Annotated in this window: 6 protein-coding genes; 2 read left to right on the top strand and 4 right to left on the bottom strand. The window is 42.1% G+C overall.

The window, feature by feature from the left end; translation table 11 throughout:
- Positions 1 to 161: 161 nt before the first annotated feature.
- Complete coding sequence (locus GKD17_RS17730) at positions 162 to 3,254, top strand: SusC/RagA family TonB-linked outer membrane protein (protein WP_007831114.1); 3,093 nt, start codon at positions 162 to 164, stop codon at positions 3,252 to 3,254.
- 12 nt (positions 3,255 to 3,266) lie between these two features.
- Positions 3,267 to 5,084, top strand: coding sequence for a RagB/SusD family nutrient uptake outer membrane protein (locus GKD17_RS17735; protein ID WP_007831112.1), 1,818 nt, complete (start codon positions 3,267 to 3,269; stop codon positions 5,082 to 5,084).
- Between the two features lie 183 nt (positions 5,085 to 5,267).
- On the opposite strand, the gene lacZ is transcribed toward GKD17_RS17735, so the two are convergent.
- The 4 genes from lacZ to GKD17_RS17755 are packed head-to-tail and all read right to left on the bottom strand — an operon-like array spanning position 5,268 to position 15,627.
- Positions 5,268 to 8,498, bottom strand: a complete 3,231-nt coding sequence (gene lacZ / locus GKD17_RS17740; RefSeq protein WP_007831108.1) for a beta-galactosidase, LacZ type — start codon at positions 8,496 to 8,498, stop codon at positions 5,268 to 5,270.
- A gap of 55 nt (positions 8,499 to 8,553) precedes the next feature.
- Positions 8,554 to 10,623 carry an MGH1-like glycoside hydrolase domain-containing protein gene (locus GKD17_RS17745; protein WP_007831103.1) on the bottom strand — a complete coding sequence of 690 codons (2,070 nt, stop codon included), beginning with the start codon at positions 10,621 to 10,623 and terminating at the stop codon, positions 8,554 to 8,556.
- Between the two features lie 31 nt (positions 10,624 to 10,654).
- The gene (locus GKD17_RS17750; RefSeq protein WP_007831102.1) at positions 10,655 to 12,190 is read right to left on the bottom strand and encodes a RagB/SusD family nutrient uptake outer membrane protein; all 1,536 of its coding nucleotides are present in this window, start codon (positions 12,188 to 12,190) and stop codon (positions 10,655 to 10,657) included.
- A 20-nt stretch (positions 12,191 to 12,210) separates the two neighbouring features.
- Positions 12,211 to 15,627 carry a TonB-dependent receptor gene (locus GKD17_RS17755; RefSeq protein ID WP_007846909.1) on the bottom strand — a complete coding sequence of 1,139 codons (3,417 nt, stop codon included), beginning with the start codon at positions 15,625 to 15,627 and terminating at the stop codon, positions 12,211 to 12,213.
- Positions 15,628 to 15,688 lie beyond the last annotated feature (61 nt).

Genomic DNA, 15,688 nt, shown 5'->3' on the forward strand with positions numbered 1-15,688 from the left:
CAAGCAAGATATCAAGGCCTTAAAAGACAGATATACGAAAAAAGAAAGAAAACAAAAGATTTATCTAACCTAATAAGTTTACGATTGAAACCAAACAGATTCAATAATTTGATATAACATCAACCTTTAAAAACAAATAGTGAGTTAATAAAGAAGCAAAAATGAAAAACATGAAGAAAAATCCAAAACAAAACAGGGAAAGCAGCCTTATGCGTAGTCCCCTTATTTTAGGATTGTCAATGGTCCTATGCATACCGGTTGCCTATTCGCATGCAAAGTCAAGTAACATAGTGAACAATGAATCGGTTCAATCGATCCTGCAAAGACGTACTATCAAAGGTCAAATTATTGATGAGAACAATGAACCTTTAATTGGAGTATCCGTCACTGTAAAAGGCGCAAATACTATAGGAACCATCACTGACTTTGACGGAAATTATACATTGGATGTACCCGCAGGAAAAAACAGTCTTGAAATATCTTATATAGGATATAAAACCCAAGAAATAACCATTGGCAAAAACACACAATTGAATATCAAAATGCAGCCTGATACTCAAACATTGGATGAAGTGGTAGTGGTAGGATACGGCACTGTAAAAAAGAGAGATTTGACTGGAGCTGTTGCTTCCGTAAAAAGTGAGGATATTGTCCGAATGCCAACCAGCAATGTACTAGAGGCTATTCAAGGACAGGTGGCAGGTTTGGATATCACTCGCAGTAGTGGAGAAGCCGGTTCCGGAGTGAACATGACCCTACGTGGCACACGCTCCATCAATGGTGACAATAGCCCGTTATTCATCATTGACGGCATGGAAGGCTCTTACGATGAATTGAATCCGAATGATATCGCTTCTATTGAAGTACTGAAAGATGCCTCCTCTACAGCTGTTTATGGTGCTGCCGGAGCAAATGGAGTTATCATCATCACCACCAAAACTCCTAAAAAAGATAAATTCTCCATCGATCTGGATGCCTACTATGGTTGGAATGTCATCTCCAGCTTCCCCGAAGTAAATCGTGGAGAGGATTACATTAACTTCCGCAGAGAAGCACAAAGAACGGTAGGTGCCTGGAACAGCCCGGCCGATGACGGGAATCTTTTTCCCAGCTATATGCAAAAATATATAGACAACAATCAATGGGTGGACTGGTTTGATTTAGCTTCACAAACCGGTATCACCAATAGCTACAATCTAAGCACATCTTATTCTAATGACCGGGTCACCTCTTATTTTTCTTTAGGATATTACAATTTGGAAGGATTATTGAAAGGAGACGAACTGGAACGCTACTCGGCACGTGCCAAAATAGATTTTAAAGCCAATGAAATGGTAAAATACGGACTAAACCTATATGCCATGTATTCTGAAAATGACAAGCGTTACAGCCGTATATGGAACCGTATTCTCTGTATGCCACCATTGGGTACTCCTTATGATGAAGACGGCAATCTGGTAGACTACCCGTTGGGAGACGGCAACATGAATCCTTTGGCGGATATGGGAGAAGACCAATATGTAAATAATGTGAAGACATTGAGCGTAGCCCCACAGATTTATGTAGAATTGACTCCACTAAAAGGACTTTCATTCAAAAGTCTGTTAGGCGGATATTTCCGGAATGTGAAAGAAAGTAAGTATACCGGCACAAAATCATATCAGGGACTAGAAAGCGGACTAGTTCAGGCCACTATCCCAAACACCTTCACTTATAATTATAAATGGCAGAATATTCTGACTTATAACTTCAAAATAAAAGAGGATCACGATTTCACAATAACCGGAGTCACTGAATGGTCAAAAGACCAAAAAGAAAAAGCGACCGCCACTGCCAACAAATTTGATACGGATTCTTATCTATACCATAATTTAGGTGCCGCAACCGGTACACCCACAGTTTCTTCTTCTTATGTAGGTAGCCAAAAAATGTCCTATGTCGCCCGCATTAACTATAGCTATAAAGGACGTTACCTATTGACATTAAGCAGCCGCTGGGACGGTTCATCCATCTTGGCAGATGGAAACAAGTGGGATATGTTCCCCGCAGGAGCTATTGCCTGGCGCATTAGTGATGAACCCTTCATGCAGAATGTAAAAGCTGTTTCCAATCTGAAATTACGCGCCAGTTACGGTGTCACCGGTAATGCCGGTGCTTCAGAATACGCCACATTAGATTACAGCCGCACAGGCATTATCGGATTTCAAGATGTAGGAGTCCCTTATAGCGGTTATTCCCAATCTATCGCCAACAAGAGTCTGGGATGGGAAAAATCTTATATGACAGATCTGGGATTCGACTTGGGATTATTCAGTGACAGACTGAACGTGGCGTTCGACTGGTACCGGACAGATACTAAAGATATTTTATTCGAGAAAAACCTGCCCTATGCAACGGGAGGTTATGGCTCCTCTCCTTTCAAAATATGGTCTAATGTAGGCGAAACACGTAATACAGGTGTGGAATTAAGCATTACCAGCCGTAACTTTGTCGGACCTAAATTCCAATGGAGCACCACACTGGCATTCTCAACCAACAAGGAAGAAGTGATAAAAACAACCAGCGAAGGCCCGCTTCAGTTCGGAGACTACTACCTGATTCCCGGTGAGGCAATCAAAACTTATTACGGATACAAGTATGCCGGAATATGGGGTACAGCCGAAGCAGAAGAAGTAGCCAAGTACAGTCAGAAACCCGGACAAGTCCATATCGCAGAAAATGGTACTCCCGATTACAAACTGAATGCGGATGACTATTATGTTCTAGGAAGCGCTACACCGAAATGGTCGGGCAGTTTACTTAATAATTTCAATTATAAGAATTTCGACCTAAGCATTTTGTTGATTGCCCGGTGGGACTGGACAATCCCTTACGGTCTGACCGGATGGTATCGTACAGACGGTCTGACGCCTTCACCTACTGTATGTGACTACTGGACTCCTGAAAATCAAAGTGCCCGCTATCCCCGTCCGGATGCAAGTATTACAAACGGACAGGACCCGTATCAACAATGGGCTAATTATTTTGATGGTTCCTACTTGAAAGTAAAAACTATTTCACTAGGTTATACATTTCCCAAAAAATGGTTGGATGCCGTAAAGATTAACAAAATGCGTATATATTTTACCGCAAACAATCCGTTCATTTTTACAAAGTGTGACTACTTACAAAACTATGATCCCGAAAAGGGAGGAAATGATGACGACGCACCGTTGTCTAAACAATACGTATTTGGCGTTAATATCTCATTCTAAAAACTTATACTGATGAAAAAACATAAATTACTCTCTATATCAGCCGTAATCATGATGTTGTCTGTCTACGGCTGTAGCCTGGATGAATTTAATCCCTCCGGCATCTCTACAGAACAAGAATGGTCTACCCCGGCAGGCTATGAAAAGAAAGTGAACGACTGTTACTTTGACCTGGTCCGCATAGTTTATGGTCAGGCAGAAGACACCTATCTAATGGTTGCAGAAGGTGGAACAGACATTTGGCAAGATACGAATCCCGATGGTACCAACGGTAACTGGAGCAAACTACTCCGTTATGAAGATTACGGTGCTTCCAACGGTATGTTGAATGAAGGATATGCGGGTTTCTATGGTATATTGAGTGCATGTAATGCAGCTGTCCATTATGCCGACAAAGTGGAAGGTCTAAGCGAAACAAGAATCAACGAGTTGGTCAGCGAAGCAAGGTTTATCCGTGCCCATGCCTTATATAATATTGTAGAGCAATGGGGAGGTAAATACCTGCCATTGGAGCCTATGAACAGTCCTATTTCCGTTCTTCCTTGCAGTTCGGTTAATGATTTTTATAAAGTAATTCTGGAAGATCTGGAATTCGCCATGAAAAATCTTCCTATCACACAGGAAGTAAAAGGGCACGTGACACGTGCAGCCGCTTATCATTTATATGCCAAAGCCTGCCTCACCTTCTCGACCTACACAGATGGTTTAGGCAATACTACTGCCTTGACGGAAAGCGAAAGTAAAGCCTATCTGGAAAAAGCGAAGACAGCGGCAGATTATCTGATTCAAAATGCAGGCTCACTGGGGGTCAAGCTCTATGATAACGTAGAAGCTGTATTTGATGAGAACAATAACAAAAATAATGAAGAAGCACTGTTTATTGTCTGCCACTCTACCATTACGGCTTATAATCCTCGTGGAAACTATTTCAACCGTGTATGGAAACACTCCGAAGCATACAATAACAATACCTCAGGTATCTATCTTTCGGGCATGACACCCAGTTACGCCACAAATATCAACGGATACGAAGTTCCCAAACTGGCTAAAGGTAACTGCTATATGGAACCAAGCAAGTATATGCTTGATCTATATGGAGAGAAAGACGGTCGCTATAAAGCTTTCTTCAAAGACACTTATTATGTGAATAACGCTACGAACAGTACCAAGAACGGATATACATGGAACGAAGCCGATGCACAAAGATACGGTCTATCCACCAGCAGGGTCGGTAATTCTGCCTATGATATCACTTTAGGAGATACGGCTGTCTATTTATCTCGTAAGACCTATACACAAGCCGAAAGAGACGCTTGCCGCTATGCCATTTTCAACTTGGAAGACAACTATGCCAATACAAAAAGTCCTCTGAAGTTTTTCCCAAGTCTGAAGAAAGCAGATTGTCCTAGCCTATATGCCGGTTCAAATGCCTCCAAACCTTATTCCTCAGCAGACTGTATTGTTTATCGTTTAGGAGAAACCTACTTGCTATCAGCCGAAATTGACTGGAGATTAGGCAACAACCAAAGTGCTGCCGAAAGACTGAACATACTTCGGAACCGTGCCTGTAAAGGACATGACCATAGTATGGATATCACAGCTTCGGAAGTTACCCAAGATTTCTTGTTGGATGAATATGCGCGTGAAATGATAGGTGAATGGAACCGTTGGATGACCTTGAAAAGATTCCGTGCTTTCGAGAGCCGTATCACAAAAGCTAACCCGCAAATCACAAAATTCGATAAGAACATTCACTATTTACGCCCCATTCCCACAGCCGAATTATTGCTGATTGATAATGCTAATGAATATCAGAATCCGGGATATTAACCGGTAATGGCAAATATCATTAATAAAAAGACAGCTTGGATAAAATTCACTATCCAAGCTGCTTTTTTAAGAGGGATACTTCACTTACTGAACCATCCCCCTTCTGACCTTAAATTATTCACAAAAGGACTACCGCAAATAAGCAAACAATAATTATCAGCTTTCTTTTTGAACGAACCTATATTACTTAAAATTCAAATATTGCCGGTTTCCCGATACCCCATTCTGTTTTGCAGGACAGAAACGGAAGGAGAACGACATACGTTCAGCCGGAATCAAATAAGGCTGATGAGGATAAGCCCCCCAACTGGTGTCACCACCCACTCCCATCTGTTTCAGGTCAATGTTCCATGTCACCATATCCTTGAACTGGATATCAGATAAATGACGCTGCGATTTACGAAGACCTGGCTCATCTAAATCTTCTGTAGGGAACAGATAAGCACTGGTGCTGACATAAGGCTGTCCGACAACCATCAATCCCTGTCCGGCGGTATCTGTCAGGCTCATCCAACGGACTTCAGTCTTATTACCGTTTTCCTGCGGACGGTCATACGGGAAATACTGATCGGCCACACTTCCCTTGTACAGACCTACATAAGAAGAAGTATTCCGGTCTATATAATTCTCATGAGGACCACGTCCCAGCCATTCCATCTGACTAAACTGCCTGTTCAGTGTAATACTAACCCCCATCCGAGGCAATAAAGGCAATGTATCGTTACCCGGAATGAAAGTACAGTTCACATCCAAATACCCTTTTCCCGAAAAATGATAGGTAACGATAAAATCAGACTCTCCTACAGGCAACTTATAATGAGAAACAACCTCATAAACTTCTTTACCCAACGCCTTTTGTTTCATGGACAACAGTTTTGCCTGACGCCCCGCATCACGCCACGGACGCAAGGTTTTATTCATGCCATTTCCCATATCATTATCCGTCACAGGACGCCAGAAATTAGGACGTAAAGCTTCTTTTATCAGTTCCGTACTTCCCTCTTTATAAGAAGTCAAAGCACCGGTTTCCTTATCAAAACCTACGCTCAGATTACCGGCTGTAAGTGTCAACAACGAAGCCGCATCATCTGCTATCACCGGTGAAGACTGAACCTCAGCAACAAACGGCTGATAAAATGGAAGACTCACCTGGGCATCAGCCAGTTTTGTTCCGGCTTTCAGCAGACCATCCTCATTTTTCAAACTGGCATAGAAATTCAAGAAATACTCCACACCGGGTTTTACCTGTATGGCTGGAAAAGAAGTCTTAAACTTACCCGTCTGCCGAGGAGCCAGGGATACATTATCAATAGTTCCGGTAGCCAAAAGTTCACCATTCCCCTCCAGCTTCCAAGTAAAATTGAAATCACTTAAATCCGTAAAGAAGTACTTGTTACGTAACTCTACCCATCCCTCATGATAATCCAATAAAGAGAATGCTATATTTTGATATACTTTTTTCACTTCATGGATATGCGGCTTCAAGGTACGGTCGGCGGCAATCAGACCGTTCATACAGAAATTGGCAGAACTTGGAGTACCTTTCGGAGCCAGGTCACCTCCGTATGCCCAATAGAATTTTCCATCCGGCGTCTTTGCATACAAGCCCTGATCTACCCAGTCCCAGATATGTCCGCCCTGTAAAGAGGGATATTTCTCTATCACATCCCAATAATCCTGAAGATTTCCTTCACTGTTGCCCATAGCATGGGCATATTCACATAGAATCAGCGGTTTGGACGGAAGATAGAGAGAATGATTGATCAATACATCTATCTTTTTATACATTGGACAGAAAATATCGGTATAAGGTCCCTTTATTCCGTCTTCCGAATGCACGGGACGCTGTGAACGGTCATTGGTATGTACCCATTTATAGGTAGCCGCGAAGTTACATCCCTCACCGGTTTCATTACCCAATGACCAGATAATGACACAAGGATGGTTTTTGTCACGCTCGAACATACGTTCCGTGCGGTCTATGAAAGCTTTCTCCCATTCGGGCTGGTTAGCTAGGCATTGATCGGGCTTATATCCCATGCCATGGCTCTCGATATTGGCCTCATCAACCACATACATACCATAAATATCACATAATTCATACCAGCGGGGATCGTTGGGATAATGAGAGGTTCGTACACTGTTGATATTATTCTCTTTCATCAATTGAATATCACGCAGCATGGATGCCTCATCTACCACATGACCGTTATAAGGATCGTGTTCGTGTCGGTTTACTCCTTTTATATAGACCGGCTTGCCATTTATCAGCAATTGAGCATGTTTGATTTCGGATTTACGGAAACCGACGTATTGGGAAATATATTGTTCCGGTTTGCCATTTACACGCAAAGTAATCAGCAATCTATACAGATTTGGTTTCTCCGCACTCCATAACAAAGGTTCTCTCACTTCCTTTTTAAAATGAAGTTCCCGATCGGCAGCATTCCAACGCTTACGCTCATTGTAGATACTTTTACCCGATTTCTCCAACAGGCTTACTTCCACTTCAGCCCCTTTTATTTTACCTTCTCCTGCTTTGCCCAACTCTACAAAAAGATGAAAGTCAGCATTCTTGTATTCCCCGTCAAGATCGGTAACCACTTCATAGTCACGCACATGAGTTGCGGATCGGGCATACACATAAACATCACGCTGTATGCCGGCAAAACGCCAGTAATCCTGATCTTCCAGATAGTATCCGTCACTGAACTTGAAAACCTGTACGGCTATTTCATTCTCCCCTTGTTTTACATACGGCGTAATATCAAACTCCGAAGGTGTTTTGGAATCCTGAGAGTAACCTACTTTTTCACCATTCACCCACACATAAAAAGCAGAAGCCACTCCTCCGAAATAAAGAATAATCTGACGTTTATTCCAATGGGCAGGAATAGTAAAAGTACGTCTATAAGAGCCAACCGGGCTGTTTTCCACTGCAATCAATGGTGGATTCTTCTTTATACCATACCCACTGCCTACATAAAAAGGATAGCCGAACCCTTGAAGCTCCCAATTGGAAGGAACTTTAATATCATCCCAACCTGAAACATCATATCCTTTTTGGAAGAAGTCCATCGGTCGTTCATCCGAACGGGGTACAAAATGAAATTTCCATGTTCCGTTCAAGGATTGGAAGTAAGGAGATTGTGATTTATCACCCTGCAATGCCAATTCTTTAGTGGGGTATCCCATAAAATTAGCCGCCGAAGGCAGACGATTGATATGAAGCACATCAAAATTCTCCCAATCATTATCCGAACGGGGGTATTTGTTTCTACGCACTTCTACATTGTCTGTGCTCGTTTCGTTAGCGCTCCTGTTTACCGGAGCACCGTCATATTGGGATTGTGCCATACCTGCCAACGACAAAGATATGGCAATCCCTGTCAATATAGAACGAATTTTCATCATAAATATATCTTTTAATAAATTCGGAGTATCCGCATACTGATTTTTACTTCCACTATCATTGATCCAACAACAATCGCAAAATCAAAGCAGAAGACCAACCAAAGTTGGGTGCATTCAACACTTCACCTGTCAGTGGATTGTAGTTTTCATGAATCGGTCCGTCGGTCATCAGTCCTTGAGCATGTGCCATGAACTTGCGAGTCAGCAAGTCGGCTTCCTCCACATATCCGTAACGCTTCAATCCGGTTATACCAAAATATACCTGGTTAAACCAAACCGGACCACGCCAATAACCGAAAGTAGGACGCAATGCAGGATGACTTACATCAAGAGTACCTAGCGGCAGGTAAGAGTTGAAATGTTTTTCATCCATCATGATGTTCTTCACACTCTCGGCTTGTTCCGGGGTAGCAATACCTGCCCACAAAGGCAACCACCCCTCAGCCCCCATCACCTTGACAGGTGTACGGTCATTCAAACGAATATCATAAAAGAAACCACTCTCGCTGTCATACATTTTAGTCTGTACATACAGCTTGATTACCTCAGCCTCCTTAGCCAACTGTTCAGAAAGCTCTTGCTTTCCCAAGATAGAAGCCATTTCCGAAAGTGTCAGTTTATCTACATAAAGGAAGGAATTCAAACAAATATTCTCCTGATCCATCGACCAAGCTTTCTCCATCTCATTCTTTAGCATCCGGGTGTCATCAAAACGCACACCGTTATCCATGCCGCTCTCCCAAGCCGCCGCAATCAGTGTACCATCAGTAGAACCATATTCGCAAATGCCATTGTGATCGTGGTCACGCTCAGCATACCACCATTGATGGAACCTATACAATTTATCAAATATTTCGTCCAAGAACGCTTTGTCTCCTGTAACCTTATAGACATTCATGGCTCCCCATGATGCTATAGGAGGTTTGGAGTCGCGCCAATTGTTACGTACCTTATTATAACCGATAAAATCAGGAACCATACCATTCTCTGCTTGATAATCGAACAAAGAAAGCATTTCACTCTTGGCCCCCTCAGGATTGTAGTACACATTACCCGATGCAATTTGCCAAGCATCCCACGACCAACATCCACCGATGAATCCTATATAAGAAGGGAAACTACAACCATGGAAGATATCACCAGCCGGAGTACGCCAATTGGAGTTTAACGTCATCAATGCTTTCACAGCAATGTTCCTGTAAGCGTTTTCTTTCATATAAGGACTGTCGGCAGATAGTACCCGTTGAAGTCCCTGATTCCAACGCTGCGCATTGTCGGCAAAACATTGATCAAAAGGTATGGACTTTATTGCAACATATTCCTTGTCTGTTTCTTCGCCTTTCAAGGTCAGTGTCTGGCTGTATTCCGAAGTATAACTTTTGCCGGATTGCAGCAAATAGTCACTCTTCTCAACAACTCGCAAACTGTCGTTCCCCACAGTCATCACTTCATCGGCTGTATGGAAAAGCACGGTAGCCGTCACTTCGTCTACCGGCGGTTCGTTACGCAGTGTGATAATCTGGCGATTGGTTCCCCAACGGCGACCGTAGAACGGACAATGGAACCGGACGCCCTTATCCACCTTAGAGGCAATAGTATTCTCTTCGAAAACACCGCCACTCCAAGTCAGCGACACATTCAAAGGTGTGTCACTAAGATTCGTAATAACAGAACGTACAAAAGCAGTGCGTGAAGTGGCAAAACACAACTCAGTAGTGAATTCCAACTGCGCATCTTTAAAATGTTGTATCAACTTTCCGGGTAGATACTTGGCAGTCTGCATATTGCGAACCAAGTCGTACTTTTCACCATTGACCACCAACGTAGGCTGTGCCAACGTTTGGGCAATCCATCCTCTTCCATGCATCGTCATAGGGCCGATGAAGGCACCCGCAAATGCCCTGCTTTGATTTACTGGCAACGCATAGCCACTCCATGCACCCAGATCAGAGAACAAATTGAGATCCCCATCTACAGATTGTTCCGGTACATTTTTCACATTCAACAAATTGGGAAAATCTTCCTGTGTCGTAAACAGGGACTTTTCTGGCTGTGTAGCGACCGGGGTACATGCCCCCAGCCAAAGAATGCTACACATTCCATATATAGGAAATAAATGTTTCATAAACGGTTCTTCCAAAATTATACAAACAAGATTACTTGCTATAGTTCGGATTCTGCTCCCAATCAGGATTCAACAGAAATTCACTATGAGGAATAGGAAACAACTGGTGCTTGGTATCTACATAATTCTCAACAAATGGTTTATTGTGAGCTTTCAGCGTTTCTTCTACAATACCCCAGCGAACCAAGTCATACCAGCGTGAACCTTCCAATGCCAACTCGCAAGGACGTTCTTTGTCTTGCAGATGTTTCAAGACTTCGGCTTTACCCATGGTAAGCGGCAATGCCGGTACATTGACACGTGCACGAACCTTATTTATTATGTTAATGGCCTCTGTTGTTTCACCCTTGTCATTTAGACATTCTGCATAAAGCAGCAATACATCGGCATAACGGATAACGGAAACATTAAAGAAACTATAGTCCCAATAATCACTCATACCCTCGGTATAAGTAACATATTTGTGCCAGAAGATTTCTCCTTCTTTGTGGTAATCCTTAAAGGATTTTCCATTCTCATAATAAAAGGGACGACACTCGGGATCGTCAAAAATAAGCGTATGAAGTGCACGGTCGCTAGACTTACCGTCTATAGTCTTATCAGCCAATAACGTCTGACACATCCAGTCCGTAGGATAAGCTTCTTCATATGCATCCAGTCCAGCCATAGGTCCCAAATGAACAGTAAACAAGTTATATTCATACTGTCCGCCTGAACGGTCTCCGGTAAACTGGATCTCAAAAAGAGACTCTTTATTGTTCTTGTGCATACCGTCAAAATTATCAGCCCAATTCTCCATCAAGCCAAAAAGACTTCCTTCTTTATCAATGATCTTCTTGAATTCAACTTCGGCTTTACTCAATTCTTTGCGGAACATATAGAACTTACCCAAAAGAGCCGCTGCCGTATAACGCGTGACACGTCCTTTTTCACTTTCCTCATAACTTTCGGGAAGGTCGCTCTGTACTTCTTTCAGTTCGGTCTCAATCAGACTTACCAATTCTCCCGGATTGGCCTGTGGCGGATAGAACTCTTCATCCGTACCTACCAATGCCTCCTTATAAATAGGAACTCTCTCACCAAAGTTCACATACAAACGATAATAAAAGTAAGCACGCAAAAAACGAGCTTCGGCTATGGACTGCTTCTTCAAGGCATTGAGTGATTCCGAGTCACCAGGTACAGTGGGAATGTTGGTCAAACATTGATTGGCATAGTTAATACCTTTATACAAATTAGTCCACTCCGTCTTGACTACGGAGTTAGTGGGTTCCACATTGAATGATGAAATATTCATCCAACTCGTCACATCATCCCTGTGGGTAATCTCATCACTTCTGTATCCGTCTATTACTATGTAGCGTTCAAACGGTATCGCCCAAGATGCATTCGGCTGCAAAGCTCCGTATACACTAGTCAATCCTTTCATAATATCCCCTTCACTCTTCCAGAAAATACTAGGTGATAAAGCATTGGGATTAGAGTCTTCATCCAAGAAATCAGTGCAAGAGGAAAAAGACATTCCGCTCAGAAGAGCTGCATATAATAATATGTTTTTGAATTTCATAATCTTCGTATTAAATTTAATTAGAAACCGAATTTAAGACCCATCATAAAGTCACGACTCAAAGGAATGGCTGCATAGTCATATCCCATCTGTCCGACTGAAGAACCGGTTGAAGGATCATAGCCTTTGTAGTTGGTAATAGTGAACAAACGGGTAGCGCCTACATAAATACGCAAGTTACTCAAGCCCATTTTCTTACAATATTTAACCGGCAGATTATAACCTATCTGCAAATTATTCAGACGCAGATAGTCACCATTCTCTACAAAACGAGTAGAAGTACGAGAGTTCTTATTAGGATCACCAGACACGGCACGTGGAATATCAGTATCAGGATTTTCAGGTGTCCAAGCATTCAAGGCATTCTTACCATAGTTGAACACATGGTCCATACGCTCCAACTGATATTTAGTATAGTTATAACGCTTAGCACCAAAGTCACCGTAGAAATTGGCTACCAAGTCAAAGTCTTTATAAGCCAAGTTAATGTTGAATCCCAATGACACCTTCGGTGTACCACTACCCACTTTCACGCGGTCGTTTGTATCAAGCATACCATCTCCATTCTGATCTATGAAACGGATATCACCCGGTTTAGCCACAGGTTGCAGAGGCTGCCAGTTGCCGTTTTGGTCCTTATAGCCATGAGCTGTGTTCCATTCGTCCACTTCCGCTTGATTTTGGAAAATTCCGGCAGTTTGATATACCCAGAATTCACCTATTTCACCACCTACATAAGTACGCAGAGCACCGTACTCATAGAGATAATCAGGATTGGCCATAGATTTCAACACACTCTTATAGTGAGATAAATTCAAATCCAAATCGTACTTCAAACCTCCGGCTTTGCCATGATAAATAGCTTGCATTTCAAAACCGGTTGTGCGCAACTTACCATCGTTCACCAAGATAGAAGAATTATAACCGGTAGCCAAACTGATGTTACGGCTAGACAGCATATCACTGGTATTCTTAATATAAGCCTCCGCAGAAAGCTCCAGTTTATTGTTCCATAAACTAATGTCTACACCGATATTCTTATACACCGTCGTTTCCCACTTGATATCGCTGGATGGAAAAGCAGTGATGGCATATCCCATAGAAGTTTCACGACCATCAAAAGGATAGTTCAATGCATGATTATTATAGCTCAAAGTAGGAATATATCGATAAAGACCTATGTTCTGATTACCTAAAGCACCGTAACTTAAACGAAATTTGAACATGGAAACAGTTTCTTTCAAATTTTCCCAAAATGGTTCATTAGCAATGTTCCAACCCAATGATACAGAAGGGAAGAAACCCCACTTGTTGCCTTTCGCAAAGCGTGAAGAGCCATCATAACGGAAAGAAGCCATAATCATATAGCGCATCATATAGTTGTAGTTCACACGGCCAAAGAGAGAGCGGAGAGCACTGCGAGTCTTAGTACCACCTACAGAATAGTTACTTTTAGCATGTCCCATCAAGCTCATACTATTATTCTCAAAATCAGAACCGGAAGCACTAAGATCTTCATACTTATTTTCTTCCTGAGAAAGTCCCAATAAAAGAGAAAGATTGTGTTTTTCAGCAATGGTCTTGTCATAATTAGCTGTCAATTCCAACAAATCGTTGGTAGTCTGCGAACGTGATTCAGACAAACTAGCCATCGTATTCCGTTTGGCCGCTCCAATCTCGTAGGTAGGTTTGAAAAGACGAGATTTGCCAAAGTACATATTGCGGCTAGCATTGAATTTCACGATAAGCCCTTTAATCGGCTCGTACTGCAAATAACCGGAAGCTGCGATATAATCGTTAGAGCTTGTATTATCAATCAATTTATTGAAAGCAACCTGATTACCGGCGTCAGACATGCCCATACCAGAGATGGCACCACCATAACCGCCATCATTGTTCTCATCATAAAGGAACGCTAACGGCTCCATATTCGTCACCTGATAAATGGAGGAGAAACCCGAATTGGATTCCAAATCGGCCGACCAACGACTATAACTTACCGATTCACCCATTTTAAACTTACCACGGGTAACATCAGAGTTCAAACGGAAACCGAACTTTTCATCTCCGGTAGCAATAGTCACACCGTCCGTCTTACTATAGAAAGCAGAAAGAGACACATTGGAATTAGCACTACCTGCCGTGTAACCGATGTTATATTTTTGTGTAAAACCACGTTGGTAATACTCTTTCTGCCAATCAGTATCAGCAAACTGGCTCGGGTCTCTCTCGTACTCGCTGATATATTTAGGCCAGCGGCTCTCGTCCGTACCTGCATTTATTAATGCCATCTTACGTACTTTAATAAACTCAGCTGAATTACAAACTTCCAGACGCTTCGGCACGGCACTCAATCCCCAATAACCGGAAAAAGTAATCTTCGGAGCTGAATTCATCGTACCACGATGTGTTTCAATCAAAATAACACCAGCTGCCGAACGTGAGCCATAGATAGCGGCAGTAGCAGCATCTTTCAATACGGAAATCGATTTAATATCTTCAGGATTAAGATAAGACATATTACCCGGGACACCATCGATAATCACCAGTGGACCGTTACTTTCGCTGTTCTCGCCATCATCATCTTTCCAAGAAGTCACACCGCGCACCTGCAAAGTGGCAGAAGAACCAGCAGCACCGCTGCCAAAGTTTACCGACAAACCTGGAGCCATACCTTGCAATGCCATCTCTGCATTTGCAGTAGGAATCTTAGACAATTTATCACCCGATACTGATGTTACCGAACCTGAAACATCAGACTTTTTCTGTGTACCATAACCAATTACAACCACCTCATCCAAAGTCTTGGTATCTTCTATTAATACGATTTTTATAGTAGACTGATTACCTATTTTCACGGTCTTTGTGGTATAACCTACATAAGAAACAATCAATTCAGTTCCCTTGCCGATAGATAAAGTAAAACGACCATCCAAATCAGTAATCGTACCGTTTGTAGTACCTTTTTCCAATACACTGGCACCAATGATAGGTTCACCCTGCTCATCGGCTACAATACCATTTATAGATTTCTGTTGTTTCACAGCTTCTACTTCGGAAGCCGCCTGCTTATATAATACAATATGACGATTTTCTATTTTATAATCGATACCTGATTTCGAAAACAACTGATCTAAAATCTGGTTTATCGTTTTATTTTCTACTTTAATGGATACTTTTCTATTGACATTGATTTGATTCAGATTATAGGTAAAATAGAATTCCCCTTTTTTCTCAATAGCATTAATCACATCATGCACCGTAGTATTTTCCATATCCAAAGACATCTTCACATTCTGTGAATAAGCGACACCTGCCCAACACGGGATAGTTCCCAATAATAGAAAAAGAACAAAGAATTTCATAATTAACAATGTTTTTCGTAGCCATAGTGATTTTTGCTCACCCAATGGTGTGCATTTCATAATATTATCCATACATTTGTAATTGATTAGTTTGTAATAAATTATAAGGTTACTCATTAATCCGGGTCGAAAG

It is taken from the genome of Phocaeicola dorei, from assembly GCF_013009555.1.
GTDB classification, from domain to species: Bacteria; Bacteroidota; Bacteroidia; order Bacteroidales; family Bacteroidaceae; genus Phocaeicola; species Phocaeicola dorei.